Source organism: Caballeronia sp. ATUFL_F2_KS9A (assembly GCF_023630765.1).
Taxonomy (GTDB): domain Bacteria; phylum Pseudomonadota; class Gammaproteobacteria; order Burkholderiales; family Burkholderiaceae; genus Caballeronia; species Caballeronia zhejiangensis.
Genome location: NZ_JALQEK010000052.1, coordinates 102,279 through 117,206, shown reverse-complemented (window position 1 = coordinate 117,206; position 14,928 = coordinate 102,279). Strand labels below are relative to the sequence as shown.

Annotated in this window: 15 protein-coding genes; 3 read left to right on the top strand and 12 right to left on the bottom strand. The window is 63.3% G+C overall.

Annotated features, from left to right (window positions below; genetic code table 11):
* Nucleotides 1–57: 57 nt before the first annotated feature.
* From leuB to NCS67_RS29395, 5 genes are all read right to left on the bottom strand, one after another.
* Nucleotides 58–1,128 carry a 3-isopropylmalate dehydrogenase gene (gene leuB, locus NCS67_RS29415; RefSeq protein WP_008346610.1) on the bottom strand — a complete coding sequence of 357 codons (1,071 nt, stop codon included), beginning with the start codon at nucleotides 1,126–1,128 and terminating at the stop codon, nucleotides 58–60.
* Between the two features lie 36 nt (nucleotides 1,129–1,164).
* Entirely contained in the window at nucleotides 1,165–1,761 is a 597-nt protein-coding gene (gene leuD / locus NCS67_RS29410) for a 3-isopropylmalate dehydratase small subunit (RefSeq protein WP_175980147.1), read from the bottom strand.
* Between the two features lies 1 nt (nucleotide 1,762).
* Nucleotides 1,763–3,193, bottom strand: a complete 1,431-nt coding sequence (leuC, locus tag NCS67_RS29405) for a 3-isopropylmalate dehydratase large subunit (protein ID WP_250437666.1) — start codon at nucleotides 3,191–3,193, stop codon at nucleotides 1,763–1,765.
* Nucleotides 3,194–3,470: 277 nt separating this feature from the next.
* Nucleotides 3,471–4,448 carry a GlxA family transcriptional regulator gene (locus NCS67_RS29400; protein ID WP_008346605.1) on the bottom strand — a complete coding sequence of 326 codons (978 nt, stop codon included), beginning with the start codon at nucleotides 4,446–4,448 and terminating at the stop codon, nucleotides 3,471–3,473.
* Complete coding sequence (locus tag NCS67_RS29395; protein WP_250437665.1) at nucleotides 4,445–5,020, bottom strand: isochorismatase family protein; 576 nt, start codon at nucleotides 5,018–5,020, stop codon at nucleotides 4,445–4,447. Before NCS67_RS29395 ends, NCS67_RS29400 begins: the two co-directional genes overlap by 4 nt.
* 210 nt (nucleotides 5,021–5,230) lie before the next feature.
* On the opposite strand from NCS67_RS29395, the gene NCS67_RS29390 reads away from it, so the two are divergent.
* Nucleotides 5,231–5,563, top strand: coding sequence for a hypothetical protein (locus tag NCS67_RS29390; protein ID WP_008346602.1), 333 nt, complete (start codon nucleotides 5,231–5,233; stop codon nucleotides 5,561–5,563).
* Between the two features lie 34 nt (nucleotides 5,564–5,597).
* Here NCS67_RS29390 and NCS67_RS31960 read toward each other — a convergent pair whose 3' ends face one another.
* Complete coding sequence (locus NCS67_RS31960; protein ID WP_241814120.1) at nucleotides 5,598–7,808, bottom strand: hypothetical protein; 2,211 nt, start codon at nucleotides 7,806–7,808, stop codon at nucleotides 5,598–5,600.
* Between the two features lie 402 nt (nucleotides 7,809–8,210).
* Here NCS67_RS31960 and NCS67_RS29380 point away from each other — a divergent pair, with 402 nt between their 5' ends.
* Nucleotides 8,211–8,552, top strand: a complete 342-nt coding sequence (locus tag NCS67_RS29380) for a YciI family protein (protein WP_250437664.1) — start codon at nucleotides 8,211–8,213, stop codon at nucleotides 8,550–8,552.
* A 273-nt stretch (nucleotides 8,553–8,825) separates the two neighbouring features.
* Nucleotides 8,826–10,184, top strand: coding sequence for an epoxide hydrolase family protein (locus NCS67_RS29375; RefSeq protein ID WP_250437663.1), 1,359 nt, complete (start codon nucleotides 8,826–8,828; stop codon nucleotides 10,182–10,184).
* Nucleotides 10,185–10,267: 83 nt separating this feature from the next.
* Here NCS67_RS29375 and NCS67_RS29370 read toward each other — a convergent pair whose 3' ends face one another.
* The 6 genes from NCS67_RS29370 to NCS67_RS29345 all read right to left on the bottom strand — a co-directional run bounded on the left by NCS67_RS29370 (nucleotide 10,268) and on the right by NCS67_RS29345 (nucleotide 14,896).
* Nucleotides 10,268–10,498, bottom strand: a complete 231-nt coding sequence (locus tag NCS67_RS29370; RefSeq protein WP_144403629.1) for a hypothetical protein — start codon at nucleotides 10,496–10,498, stop codon at nucleotides 10,268–10,270.
* 326 nt (nucleotides 10,499–10,824) lie between these two features.
* Nucleotides 10,825–12,102, bottom strand: a complete 1,278-nt coding sequence (locus NCS67_RS29365; RefSeq protein ID WP_250437662.1) for a hypothetical protein — start codon at nucleotides 12,100–12,102, stop codon at nucleotides 10,825–10,827.
* A 126-nt stretch (nucleotides 12,103–12,228) separates the two neighbouring features.
* A complete protein-coding gene (locus NCS67_RS29360; protein ID WP_008346589.1) occupies nucleotides 12,229–12,759 on the bottom strand; it encodes a hypothetical protein in 531 nt (176 codons plus the stop codon).
* Nucleotides 12,760–12,783: 24 nt separating this feature from the next.
* Complete coding sequence (locus NCS67_RS29355) at nucleotides 12,784–13,716, bottom strand: CsgG/HfaB family protein (protein WP_250437661.1); 933 nt, start codon at nucleotides 13,714–13,716, stop codon at nucleotides 12,784–12,786.
* Between the two features lie 18 nt (nucleotides 13,717–13,734).
* Nucleotides 13,735–14,175, bottom strand: coding sequence for a curli assembly protein CsgF (locus NCS67_RS29350; protein ID WP_008346584.1), 441 nt, complete (start codon nucleotides 14,173–14,175; stop codon nucleotides 13,735–13,737).
* Between the two features lie 58 nt (nucleotides 14,176–14,233).
* Nucleotides 14,234–14,896, bottom strand: a complete 663-nt coding sequence (locus NCS67_RS29345) for a CsgE family curli-type amyloid fiber assembly protein (protein ID WP_250437660.1) — start codon at nucleotides 14,894–14,896, stop codon at nucleotides 14,234–14,236.
* Between the last annotated feature and the right edge of the window lie 32 nt (nucleotides 14,897–14,928).

The following is a 14,928-nucleotide window of genomic DNA, read 5'->3' as shown; positions in this document are numbered from 1 at the left end:
GCTGGCCTTGCGTGATCGTGACGCCGCGCTGCCAGCCGGTCCAGGCCGCGATCCGCCCTAAACGACTTCTTTCTGCAAGGCTTCGACCACTGCATCGCCCATGTCACGGGTGCCGACGCTTTGCGTACCTTCCTGATGGATATCGGCGGTTCTGTAGCCGGCGGACAGCACGGCCCGCACGGCCTGTTCGACGCGCTCGGCGGCGTCTTCCATCTCGAAGCTCTCGCGCAGCATCATCGCGAGCGACAGGATGGCAGCAAGCGGATTGGCGATGTCCTTGCCTGCAATGTCCGGCGCCGACCCATGCACGGGCTCGTACAGCCCTTTGCGGTCGTAGCCCAGCGAAGCCGACGGCAGCATGCCGATCGATCCGGTCAGCATGGCCGCGGCGTCCGACAGAATATCGCCGAACAAGTTGCCCGTGACGATGACATCGAACTGCTTGGGCCGGCGCATCAGCATCATGGCGGCGGCGTCGACGAAGAGATGGCTCAGTTCGACGTCCGGATAGTCCCGCCCGACGCGCGTGACAGTTTCGCGCCACAATTGACTCGCCTCCAGCACGTTGGCCTTGTCCACCGAGCACAGCTTGTGGTGACGTCGACGAGCGGCGCGGAAAGCCGCGTGCGCGACGCGTTCGACTTCCGATTCCGAATAGCGCATCGTGTTGAAGCCGACGCGCTCGCCTGCCTCGTTGGTCTCGAAGCCGCGCGGCTGACCGAAATAGGCATCGCCGTTCAGCTCGCGAACGATCACGATGTCGAGTCCATCGACGACTTCCGGCCGCAAGGTCGAAGCGCCGATCAGTTCCGGGAACATATAGGCCGGACGGAAGTTCGCGTACAGCGTGAGCGCTTCGCGCAACTGCAGGAGACCCGTTCCGGGACGACGCTCGCGGGGTATCCCTGCTTCGTCCGCGACGCCTACCGCACCGAACAGGATGGCGTCGGCCTTGCGCGCCACGTCGAGCGTGGGCTGCGGAAGGGGCACGCCGTGCGCCCGGATGCCGGCCTCGCCGATATGCGCCTCCTGGGTCTCTGCATGGGGCGCCACGACTTGCAGCACCTTGAGCGCCTGCGCCACTACTTCCGGACCGATGCCATCACCGGGCATGACTGCAATCTTCATCTGAACTCCTCCAGGTCGTTTTGGAAAGCGCGCGCCTCACCATGCATCGGCACGATTGCGCTCGAATGCATCGATGCGGTCTCGATGCGAAAGCGTGTAATCGATCTCGTCCATGCCGCGCAGCAGGCATTCCTTCGCGAAGGGCTCCATATCGAAAGGATGCGAAGCGCCATCGGGTAACGTCACGGTCTGCGCGGGCACGTCGATGGAGATCCGGCTGACTGCCCTGCTGCCGAGGCTTTCCAGGAGCGGAAGCACGACGCTCTCCGGCAGCACGATCGGAAGCAGCCCGTTCTTCAGGCAGTTGATGAAGAAGATATCGCCGAAGCTCGGGGCGATCACCGCCCGGATTCCGTAGTCATACAGCGCCCAGACCGCGTGCTCCCGCGAAGAGCCGCAACCGAAGTTGTGGTTCGCCACCACGATGCGCGCCTCGCGAAACGACGCCTGGTTGAGCACGAACTCAGGCTTCTCGGCGCCATCCGGACCGAAGCGCAGCGCACGAAAGAGGAACTGGCCGAAATCGTCGGAGCGGGGTTTTTGCAGGAAGCGCGCGGGCAGGATCTGGTCCGTGTCGCAATCGATGCCGGCGATCGGGACGGCGACCGCATCGAGGTGAATCAGGCTTTCCATTTCATGCTCCCAGGAGACGGCGCACATCGGTCAGACGCCCTGTCACGGCAGCGGCAGCAGCCATGGCCGGACTCATCAGATGCGTGCGCACCCCAGGTCCCTGACGGCCCACGAAATTGCGATTCGAAGTGGAAGCGCAACGCTGCCCGGGCGCGGCGATATCGCCGTTGGTTGCAAGGCACATCGAGCAGCCGGGATAACGCCACTGAAAACCGGCTTCCTTGAACACGCGGTCCAGTCCTTCCGCCTCGGCCTGAGCCCGTACCTCGTGCGAGCCCGGCACGACCCACGCCTCGACGCGAGATGCGATGTGACGGCCGCGCGCCACCTCCGCCGCGCTGCGCAAATCCTCGATGCGCCCGTTCGTGCACGATCCGATGAACACCCTGTCGATCGCCACGCCTTCCAGCGCCGCGTTCGGAGGCAACCCCATGTAGTTCAGCGCTTTCGACATCGCCGCGCGTCGATCCGGGTCGGCTTGTCGCGCGGGATCGGGAACGCGTCCGTCGATGCCGCAGGCGTATTCGGGCGTCGTGCCCCACGTGACCATCGGGGCGATGTCGGAGACGTCGATGTGTATTTCCCGATCGAAGGGCGCGCCCGGATCGGTGAACAAGTCGCGCCATTGCGACATCGCGCGGTCCCACGCATCGCCATCGGGTGCGTAGGGACGCCCCGCGATGTACGCGAACGTGGTTTCGTCCGGTGCGATCATGCCTGCTCGTCCGCCAGCTTCGATGGTCATGTTGCAGAGCGTCAGCCGGCCTTCCATCGACAGGCCGGAGATCGCGGAGCCCGCGTACTCGATGACGTGGCCCACGGCGCCGGCCACGCCGATCCGGGCGATCACGGCGAGAATCAGGTCCTTGGCGGTGACGCCCGTGCCCGGCCTGCCATCGAGTGTGACGCGCATGTTGCCCGACTTGCGTTGCCACAGGCATTGCGTGGCGAGCACGTGAGCCACCTCGGTCGCGCCGATTCCGAAAGCAAGCGCGCCCATCGCCCCATGTGTCGATGTGTGGCTGTCGGCGCAGACGACGGTCATGCCGGGCAAGCTCAACCCTTGCTCGGGCCCGACCACGTGCACGATGCCGCGACGGGAATCGTCCATGTCGAACAGCGTGATCCGAGACTCGGCGGCGTCGCGCTGAAGCGCCTGAATCATGCCGCGCCGCTCCGGGTCGGCCACCGCGGACAGGTCGTTTGCGACGCTGGAAACGTAGTGATCCGCCGTGCCGAAGATGCGCTCGGGGGAGCGTGGCGTCAGGCCGCGCTGACGCAACAGATCGAAGGACTGCGCGGTGACGTCGTGAATGAAATGGCGGTCGATGAACAACAGATCCTGTCCGTCGTCACGCGACATGACCCGGTGACGGTCCCAGATCTTGTCGTAAAGCGTGCGCGGGCGACCCGCTCCTTGTTCGAGTTGCATCGCTTCGTCTCACTCCGTGAATGCGCCGTTTGCGAACGCTTGCGTACGCTCGGCGGGTCGGTGTTGTGAGAGCATCATGCGCCAGACGCACTGCGTTGTACGTGCTATTTCGGCAAGGCACCATCGTGAAACGCGATGCCGGGGCGGCCCCTGCGGTAGACGACGCGATAGTCGAGGTGCAGCCCCGGCTCCATGCTTGCCAGATTCCGACTGTGGACGGCGGCAAAACGGCAGACGGGAAGCGGCGAGATATGCCCGGCGGCGGGTTCCGATGCGTTCAGTCGACAGAAGATTCGAGCTCCGAACCGCTGCGAAACCGCGCGGGCGACACGTCGTGATACCGCCGCCACACTCGCCGGAAATCCCGGACGGATGCGAAACCGGATTCCTCCGCCACGCGCTCGATGTTGTAGTCCGACTGCGCGAGCAAGCGCTGCGCGCTCGCCACCCGCAGACTCTGCTGATACTCCAGTACGGTGACGCCCGCGTGCTCCGCAAACAGGCGGCTCAGATGCCGCTGGCTCACATGCGCGGCACGCGCGAGTTCGGCGACGCTCCAGTCGCGCGCAGGGTTTTGCGCGATGGCATCCTGCGCGCGATGCACCGCCGGATGCATGTGATTCCGATGCGCAAGCCACGGCGAAAGCTGCACGTCGTCGCCTGCACGGCGCTGATAGACCACCTGACGGCGTGCGATATCGGCGGCGCGCTCGGCTCCCGCATAGTGCTCGATCAGATACAGCGACAGGTCGATACCCGCGGTGATTCCGGCGCTCGTCAGCACGTCGCCGTCATCGACGAACAGGCAGTCGTATTGCACGCGCGCGGTCGGTTCCGCGCGCGCGAGTTCATCGACCAGTCCGAAGTGCGTGGTGCAGCGCCGTCCCGCAAGCAGCCCCGCGCGCGCAAGCAGGAGCGCGCCGGAACAGATGCTGGCGATGCGCGTGTCTTCGGCCGGGGCGCATCGAAGCCACTGCGCGACCGTATCGAACGGCGCGTTCGTGCCCGGCTCCGGCGACTCCGTGCTGCCGACGACCATGACGAGACTGTTCCGCGGCAGCCTGTCGGGCAACGGTTCGATACCGTCGATGAAAGTGCCGAGCGACGTCGCCGCGCGCTCGAGCGGGCCGCAGTGATGCAGCGCGAAAGGCCCGCCGGCTTCGGCCGCCATTCGCATCGCCTCGGCCGGGCCGGCATAGTCGAGCATCAGCACGGGCGGCGTCAGCACGAACCATACGGATATCGGCGGAATCATGCGGCTTTTGCCGTGCGCCACGCAGCGAGCGCGTCGTCGGTTGTGGCGATGCGCGCGAAGCGTCCCTGCAGCACGAGTTCCGTATGCGCCTTGATCTCGGACGTCGAGTAGACGCGGCCGCTGATGGCGTGAGTCATCGGAAACGTGAGGGTAGCCTCGGTCACGTAGTCGACGGTATAGCCGATGTCCGAGGCGACTCGCGTCGTCGTCTCGCAGCACTGTTCGGTGCGGATGCCCGCGATCACCAGATGATGGATCTGGCGCCGGCGCAGCCACAGGTCCAGGCCGGTATCGGTGAACGCGTTGTGCGTGTGTTTCTCGAAGACGGCATCGGGCGAAGCGGGCAACCAGTCCAGCGGCTTCACGAAGCCCGATTCCTTCTTGAACGGTCCGGCCTTGCCGACATGGAAGATATGAACCACCGGAACGCCGGCTTCGCGCGCGCCGCGGTCGAGGCGCAGTACGGCTTCCTTGAAAGCCGGCAGATCCGTGTCGGACCAGTCGGGCATGTGGCGAAACGATTCCTGAACGTCGATGATGACGAGAGCGGAACGGCGTTGGTCAGCGGTCATTTTTGGCCTCGATGATTGAACGTGCAATCATCATAATGCCCCCCAACCGCGCAGGAAAGAGCATTACGCGTCATCTTTGCGGACAAAATCCGCCATCACGAGCCCATAAGTTCGTCGGGCAGCATCGCGAGTATCCATGCCGCTGCGTTGCGACCGGATGCGGCCCGCCCTACACTTGGCTACGCGCATCGCGCGCGGGAGCAACGTGTCATGGTCGAAGTCCTCGTCATTCTCCAGTTATCCATATCGGCCGCCGAGCGCGATGCCGTCATGCGCGCCGCCCCGCCGACGCAATCCATCTCGAACCGCGTATACGTGAGCACCGCGGATGCTTCGGCCGTTCCACGCATCGCGTCGATGCACGGCGTCGCCAGCGTGCTGACGCACGCGGAATCGTCGGTGAAGCAGTCGAACGGGCTCGACGATACCGAAGCGCTTTTCGTCGATGCATGGATGTCGCGGCTCGGCCAGGTCAAGACGCGCCGTGGCGATCAGCTCGACTGGGACACGCCGCCGATGCAACCGCCCGATCCGAAGCGGTGACGCATCGGCCGCGTGGACCCCTAGCCCATCGCGCTCAGGAAACCGATCCGCCTCCGAGTGCTTCCATCGTGAGTTCCGGTTGCGGCGCGGGCGCATCGCCGGGTTGCGGACTGCCGCCGAAGTATCCGCCGCCGAACGCGTTGCCGCCGCCGGCGGTAGGGGTGCGGGTCGCGGTCGAAGTCGACGCGAGGCCGCCGCCGTTCGACGAACCGCCGCCGACGCCCGCGAGCCTGCCCGAATCCGGGGCCGATACCGCCGTGCCCTCGCCGTTCACGCTCCCCATTCCATAGCCCGCTTCCCCTGCCAGCGTGGCTGCGCCGGGACCGCCCTTGCCATCCTCGTAAGAATCGAACGCCGATGCCGATGCGCTCGCCATGCCGCCGTAAGAAGCCGCGACCGATGATGGCGTCGGACTCTGCGCGCCGGAGCCCGGCACTACGTCGAGATCGACGAGCCGCATGCCTTGCGCCGATACCTCTTCCCATTTCGCGACGAAGTGCTGCCAGTCGGCGCCGGACCACAGGTAGTACGCATCCGCGCCGGGCAGCCAGACGCCCGAGAAGCGCTGACCTTGCGCGGACTGCGTGATCTCGATATCGACGAGACGCAGATTCTGCTGGGCGAGCTCCTGCCACTTCGCGACGAAGTTGTTCCAGTCCGCATTGACCCAGAGATAATGACCGCCCGTGCCCTGCCGCCACACGCCGAAGAAGCGCTGCTCGTTGCCCACATCGACGATCTTGAGATCGATGAGACGAAGGTTCTGATCCGCGAGCTGCTGCCACTTCGCGACAAAGCTGTTCCAGTCGGCGTTGATCCAGAGATAGTAGCCATCGTCGCCGGGCAGCCAGACGCCCGAATACAGCAGCGTGCCGTTGACGTTCTGCACTTCGAGATCGACGAGCCTCAACCCCTGGGCGCCCAGCTCCTGCCATTTGGTGATGAAGTCCGCCTGATTCGCGTTGACCCAAAGGTAATAGCCGCCCGTGCCCTCGCGCCAGACGCCGTGGAATCGCTCGGAACCGTTCTCGCGCGTGATCTTGAGATCGGCGAGACGCAGATTCTGCTCCGCGAGTTGCTGCCATTTCGCGACGAAACTGTTCCACGATGCGTTGACCCACAGATAGTGCGCGTCGTTGCCCTGCCGCCATACGCCGGTGTAGGTCTGTGTAACGAGCGGAAAGCCGAGATGGAACGGCGTGTGCACGCACATGTTCCAGGTGTTGCCCTTCATCAGACAATCGACGCCGCCCCCTGGCGCGCAATTCGCGCAGTTGGCGTTCGGTTTGAAGTACACGCCCCACGATCCGCCGCAGTTGCAGCCGCTCGCCGCGTATTCGTCCGGCGCGCCGAAAATGTGCCCGCTTTCGTGCGCGAATACGCGGTCGATGTTGTCGGGGCCCCATCCATCGTTGTCGTAGTTCATCACGAGACGCGGGCCGCCGATCGACGCATAAGCAAAATGCCCGAGCGGATACTTGGTGAAGAAGCCGCAATACGTCCAGTCGGTGCCGAGATCGGTGCGCAGCTTTTCGATGTACGCCGTCACCGCGCCCATGCCCGTGCCGTAGCCGAGCTGCGTCATCGCGGGATCGCGCCACAGCGTCTCTTTTTCATCGAAAGTCAGCGTGTCCGCGCCGGGCTGCACCTCCACCGCGACGATCTTGATGTCGTACTTGAAGGTCAAGCCTTCCGGGTTTTGCGTCGCCAGCCAGCTCAGTCCGTTCTGCACTTCGGCGACGACCTTCGTACGCTCGTCCTGCGAAAACTTGAGATTGTCGTTCGGTCCTTCCACGATCACGATTCCCACCGCGACCGAGCCGGTCAGACGCTGGCTCGTCGGCGCGCCCGCCTGCGCCATCGCCCTTTCGGCGCGCTCCCTGGAGTCTTCGGGCGGCGTACACGAATACTGCATTTCCTCGCTGGAATCCCACGACTCGCCCTCGCGCGGACGCGATGACTTCGCGGTCCGATACGCGCTCGATTCGCGCAAGGCGAACGCGTTGTAGCCCAACTGCTCCGTCGCCGACAGCGAGTCGACCACCATCGCGGATGCCTGCAGCGATTCGTACGCCAGCGCCTTTGCGGCGGGTTCCGCCGATTCCTCCATCACGATCACGCGCGAACCGTAGACATGCACGACACGGCGGCTCGATGTGGATTCGGGATGACGCCGCGCCTCGGCGAATGCGCCTGTCTCGGGCAAGATCACGACACGTTCACGAATGTTGATATCACCGGCCATTTCAACCTCCTTTGAAGAGATAGGGATTTCCTGGAAGGCCATTGAGTAAGGGGTCTTCAGGAAGCGCGTGTTGAACACGCTCGTCGTCTGCGCGCCATCAGGTCAGCTCGCAGTGATCGGGATGCCGAAGAAATACAGCCTCGATCGAAGGGACGCGCCGTGATACGGCGCCCATGATTCGCGTTCTTGGTCAGAATGGGCGCAACGGTTTTTTGAGGGCCGCATTGCGAAGATCGTCCGCTTACCTTGCAGCGCGCGTTTTTATCGGCACCTTAGGTAAGACGCGTTCGCTCGGCCCGATTGAAAGCCTAGTAATCTTTCGATGCGATTTTTATTCTTTTTTCGCGCCGTTCCAGTGGCCTTTCGACGCGGGAGGCCGACTCACACCCGGAGGATCGAACGATGACGAAGTACCTAATCTCCTTCCCTGCATCGGCGATGAACGTCTCCGATGAAGACATCGACGCGGTCGGCGAAGCGGCACGCGCGGTCATCAGAGAGGCGAAGGAAGCGGGCGTCTATGTGTTCGGCGGCGGTATCAATGGGAACGTGACGCCGCTGATGGTCGCCGCCGACGGCACCGTCACGAACGGGACGTATCCGCAGACGAAAGAGTTCGACGGCGGCTTCTGTGTGCTGGAACTTCCATCGCGCGAAGCGGCCGTCCAATGGGCCGCTGACATCGCCGAAGCCTGCCGCTGTGCGCAGGAACTCCGCGAGTTCGGGTACGACCCGGAGAGCTGACACGCTCAACCAAGTCGACGACTGCCGCAACTTGTATCGCAACGTATCGGCGGCGGCGGCGGATACGCGCGATTACACAACGCCTCGATTTCGACACGCACGGGATACGTCGGCGCGCTTCAATACGTCCATCGCGCAGCAGTGAGCAGCGCCAGCAGCGGGATCCGCCGTATTACGTATGCAACGCGATCCGAGCCGAACGATCGTGTTCGAAGCGCAGTACGCGTGACGGAGTCGGCCGCCGAAATAGCTTCGCCTTCATCAGGAGTTCTCATGTCATATAACAAGACGCTTCCCAAGTCGCCGTCGCGCCGCCGCTTCGTCGAGGTTGCGGCGGTCGGTATCGCAGCGGCATCGCTGAACAAGCTTGCGTTTGCTGAACCGAACTCATCGATCGTCTCAGTCGCGAAGACCGCGAATATCGACAAGGAAGCGATTCGTCCGCTTCGCGTGCATGTTCCCGAAGCGCAACTCACCGATCTGCGCCGCCGCATCAAGGCAACGCGCTGGCCCGAGCGCGAGACCGTTTCCGACGAATCGCAAGGCGTGCCGCTCGCGATGATCCAGGAACTCGCGCGCCACTGGTCCACGGACTACGACTGGCGCAAGTGCGAGGCGAAACTGAACGGCTATCCGAATTTCATCACCGAGATCGACGGGCTGGACATCCACTTCATCCACGTTCGCTCGAAGCACGAGAACGCGATGCCGCTCATCGTCACGCACGGATGGCCCGGATCGGTGATCGAGCAATTCAAGATCATCGATCCGCTGACCAATCCCACGGCACACGGCGCGAGTGCGTCGGATGCGTTTCATCTGGTGATCCCGTCGCTGCCGGGCTATGGCTTCTCGGGCAAGCCGACGGCGACCGGCTGGGGACCCGAGCGCACCGCACGCGCGTGGGTCACGCTCATGAAGCGGCTCGGATACGACAAGTTCGCGGCGCAAGGCGGCGACCTCGGCGGCGTGGTCGCCAACGTGATGGGCAAGCAGGCGCCGCCCGAGTTGCTCGGCCTTCACGTCAACTTCCCGGCGACCGTTCCCGCCGATATCGCCAAAGCGCTGCAGGCAGGCGATCCGCCACCTGCGGGCCTCAACGATGAAGAAAAGCACGCGTACGAGCAGCTTGCCAGGGCCGCAAGAAAACGCCGGGCGTACGCGCTGGAAATGGGCACGCGCCCGCAAACGCTCTACGGCATCGCGGATTCGCCGACAGGTCTTGCCGCATGGCTGCTCGATCATGGCGACGGCTACGTGCAGCCTGCGGCGGCGCTGACTTCGGCGGTATTCGGGCGCGACGTCAACGGCGAATCATCAGGGGCGATGACGCGAGACGACATTCTCGACGACATCACGCTCTACTGGCTGACGAACACGGGTGTCTCGTCCGCGCGCTTCTACTGGGAATCGCACTTCAACTTCCTTGCGGCCGCCGACGTATCGGTTCCCGCGGCCGTGAGCGTGTTCCCGCGCGAGAACTATCAGGCGCCGCGAAGCTGGACGGAGCGCGCTTATCACAACCTCATCTGGTACAACCGGCTCGACAAGGGCGGACACTTCGCGGCGTGGGAACAGCCGGACCTGTTCGCCGGGGAAGTGCGTGCGGGGTTGAGGTCGTTGCGCACGTGAGCGCGTGCTGGGCCACATCGCAAGACGAACGTTCAGCGCGTCGACGGCATGTCCGCGATCGCATCCCGCTTCGTGATCCACGCCTAATAAGCGATGCGCGTAACCACGCTGAAGGACATATCGTTCTGTTCCAGGCGTGCAGTCATTGCCTCGCGTGCGTCGGCATTGGTCGGAACGTCCAGGTAGCTCTTGCCCGCAAAGCCCGGCTCGAAACTTACTTCGGCTTCGTCGGCAATCGCCTGAAGAATCTCATGCTCGGCGGATTGAACGAGCTGGTCGTCATCGGTATGGCTTACTGCGAAGCAGGTGAGCATCGTTTGACCCCTTGCGATTGTGCTGTGACGCTGATGCGTCTCGACTGCGAAACGGGCGAGCGCCTGCGTGGCGCACAAGTGCCGACGCATCTATTGTCGCCTCGGATGAGTGACATGATTACTCGACAAAAAGTCAGTGGTGCCGAGATCGAAACAGGCGGAATACAGTCAGCTTCCTCGTGAATTGCCGGGCTAGAATTTTGGGCTCGTGTACGGCCGATGGCACCGATCGGCCAATTCGCGACATCGCGTGAATGAAACAGCGGCGAGCGGTACTTTCGAACCGCTCGCCGCCCGCCATACCGCCATTCGTTGCGCCGCGTTCCTTACTTCTGAACGACGACAGCCTTGTTGAACGAACCGCCCTGCATGATCGCAGCCGCATTGCCGATACCGCTCTGAGTCACCGAGCCGTAGTTGGCGTTGCCGATCTGGACGATCGAAGCCGTGTTATACGCACCGGTTTGCGAAGCATCCGCGGAGTTGAAGTAGCCGACTTGCGTCAGCGTCATGTCTTCGTGCGAGCCCGACTGCTTGCCCTTCGCTTCGTTGAAGCCGCCGCCCTGACCGGCCAGCAGCGTCGATTCGAACGCGCCTTGTTGCGTCAGATCCATGTTGTTGTTCGAACCGACCTGCACCGCGGCTGCCAGGTTGCTGCCGCCATCCGTCTGATGAACGGCCGCCGTGTTGCGATCGCCCGCCTGAACGACATACGTGTGATCGTTGGCTTCGCGATACTGATCGACGTATGCCGTGTTGTAGGCCGAGCCGGTTTGCAGGATCGTCGTCGTTTCGTTGGTCGCGTTGCCTTGCGTCACCTGCGCATAGTGCGGTGCGCCTGCGCCGCTCTGGTCGATGGTGGTCGTGTTGCCGCCGCCGTTTTCCGAATGCACTTGCGCGCGGGCGAAGTCGGCCTGCCTGATCGACACGTTGTCGCCGATTTCCGAAACCTGCTCGATCTTGCCGTCGTTATGATCGCCGATCTGATCGATGCGAGCCGAGTTGTAGCCGCCATTCGTCTGCGTCACGGTCGCGATGCCGTTCTTGTTGCCTTGCAGGATGCCGACGCGGTTGCCGATCGTGGTCGTCTGCGTGACCGTCGCTTTTGCGCCGTCGCTCACGCCTGCCGTCTTGCCGGTGCCTTGATCGATGTTGACCGTGTTCCAGCTCGAGCCGGTGCGATTGATGGTCGCCGAGTCGTTCTTGCCGAATTGCGTGACCGTGTCCTTGTCGTACGACGAAGCCGTCTGCGTCACGTTCACCGTGCTGTTGCTGCCCGATTGCTTGATGGTGGTCTTTTCACCGATCGCCTGCTGCTGCGTGAGCGTCGCGCTCAGCTTCGATTCGCCCGAAACGCGTGCCGCGTTTTGCTGGATGTCGGTCACGTTGGCGCCGCCGTTGCTCGAAGTAACGGTCGCGCTCGAACCGTCGCCGTTCTGCTGGACCTTCACGCGGTCATGGCTGGACGCCGTCTGCGTCACGCCAGCAGTGTTGCCGTTGCCATACTGCTCGACGATCGCGCCTTCGCCGACCGACGCTGCAAAAGCCGACGTCGATGCCAATGCTGCCAGACCCATAGCGATGATGATTGCCTTCACTTTCATTTTTATGCCTCGTTGACTTGATGTTTTATGCACGTAGATTCGTAACCCTAACGGACGTCAACCCCCGCTGACGCCCGGCCCTGCACACTCACACACCTACCTGTACTGCGTGGTCTCCTCGCCTGCCTACTTCATCAGAACCGCAGCCCGGGCGCCGCCCGTCTGCGTAACCGATAATCCTGAACCGTTCCTGCTCTGCAAGATCGAAATCTCGTTGTTGTTGCCAAGCTGCGTCACCGACGACGACATCGAATTCCCGACCTGCGTGACCGTTGCTTCGTTACCGCTGCCGTTCTGCATCGCGATCGACCGGTTGTACTGACCCGACTGATATCCGGCGTAAAGATTGGCGGCGCCGCTTTGCTGAAGCACGGTCCAGTTGTCGTTGCCGGCCTGCGCCGTCGCCGCCGCGTTCGCGATGCCGATCTGATTGGCCATCAAGCCGTTATGTCCGGCCTGAATCGCGTCGAGACGATTACCCTGGCCGTGTTGCGACACGCGAGCGACTTGCGTCGCGCCGCCGAACCCCGGTTCCGGCGGACCGAAATCCGAGACCGACGACAGGTCCGCCGCATACACCGCGAGCGAGACGACCGCGCCGAGCGCCGCGCACACAGCGACCTTCGATGCGCGCATTGGCGCACGCGATGCTTTCATGCTGATCTCCTTCGCTGAGACTGATTAACTGCCGATGGTCTTCGGCGGATCGATTCTCACCGGGCTATACGACGGGTTCACGTCTTCCATCGTCTGCGCGTAGCCCTGGTTTTCCTGCAGATATCGCTGCATCGTCGGGTCGTACCAGTCCTTCGTGTCCTTGAGCGCCCACGACTGGTTCGCGACGCCTTGCACGATCAGATGCACGAGCGCCGATTCGATCGCTTCGTTCACGCACAGCTGCTGCGGCTCGTTGCGCGTCATGCCGGCTTCGGCCTGCAACAGATCCTTGAAGCCGATGAAGCGATACACGCCGGTATCGACCTGAATCGAATAGATGGTCTTGGTCGTCGACACGCTGTTGAGTATCGTGCCGTTGCGGATATCCACGGCGCGCAGGTTCACCGTCACTTGATCCACGCGATATTGTTGGGATGCCGAAATACCCAGATACGCGATGCCCGCGCCGCCCGTGCGAATGTTCGTGTCGTAACCGACGATGCCGCCTTCCAGCACGATGCTCGCCGGTGCGAGCGCGCCGATCTGCGGTATCGCGTTCTTTTTGTCGTCCGGCGTTTCCAGCGCGCGCATGATCTTGCGTTCGGTCAGGAGGTCCTGAAGGTTTTCGCGCTCGACGGGCGTGAACCAGCCGGAATCGCGCATCGCCTTCACGAGAAACGAAGCGCCGCCCTGCGTCACCTGCGACGAGAACGAGCTGTCCGGCGACGGCTTGTACTGGCCCGTCAGATCGCGAAAACCGTACACGGCCGCGACGATGCGCCCTTTCGGCGGCGGCAGGTGCGTGAGGTCGCGCGTCACGCGCGTCGGCGGCGTGAGCGTCGCGTTGCCCGCCGAAGGCATCGGCGTCGTGACGCAGCCGGTCAACAGCATCGTTGCAAGGAGCGTGGCGCCCAGTGCCGCGCGCGTCGCCAGTGTCGTGATAGCTTCTTTGTTCATGTCGTATGCGCGCTCGCGTTACTGTCCGTTGCCGACGACGAAGGTCGTCGAGGCACCCGTGGTCTTGTCGGTCGTCGTCACTTGCAGATTGCCGCCGGTAACTTGCGTGATCGCAATCGAGAAGTTGCCCGTGTTGATCGTGCCGGGATGCAGCGTGCCGTCCGTGCCGACGATCGAGCTCGATATCGACGACGCGACGCGCGACAGAATCGCCTGCTGCAATTGCGTGTTGAACTGGTCGAGCGTGGACTGGCTGCTCGTACCGAGGTTCTCCGTCGACGGATCCTTGTACTTGTTCTGCGCGTTCGCCTCGTTGAGCAGATTCGTCCCGTTCAGCGGATTGCCGCCGAAGTTCGGATTCACCGGTTCATACACAAGCGATGTGGCTTGCGCGGCGATAACCGGCATCGCAAGCGCGCAAGCGAGCAACGCGCGTTTCAAGAGCGCATTCGTTTTCATTGCGGTTTCCCCGTATTTTTTGGCCTTACTGCATCGATTTTCTTATGATGCGATTTTTTTATAGTTCGTCCATCGCCATGTCGGCGTCGCGGAACAGCAGACGGGTCAGGTCCGCCTGCATCACGTTCTGAAAGGCGATCTGCGCCGCGCCTTCGGCAATCGGCTTCACGTTCGAGCGCGCAATCGGCAGGAACGCCTGGAACACGCGACGCTGGCCGTACTCCACCCACACGAGACTGCCGTAGCGCGGCGACGGCCGCTCGTGCACCGAAACGATGTAGCGCTCGGACAGCGGGATGGCGCCCCAAGCCTGCGCGAACCAGGTGTAGAAGTCCTGCCCCGCGAGCGTCACCGTGTCGGTCGTGACCACGCCGCCGAGCGTATCGTCGAGCGCTTGCTTGCCTTCGATATCGACGGTGCGCGAGCGTGCCGTGCCGGCGAGGGTGGCGCTCTTGTCGAGCGACGATGCGGCATTCACCGTGCCGCGCGGCGTGAGAGGCGCGCCATTGGCGGCCGGCAATGCGCCGGTGTTGCCGACCGGACCGGGCGTCGGCGTGCTGGGCAGCGAGATGAGCGGTTGAGCCTGAGACGCCGTGTTCACGTGCGCGGCCGGCTGCGTTTCCGCATCCTGCGCATTCGCATTGATCGCGACGATCGAAACCCCGATGCACACTGCGATGACCCGCCCTTTGACAGGCGCGTTGTTCTTCTCACGCTGCATGACTTCCCCGTATGTCTTTGGCCGCTATGGTG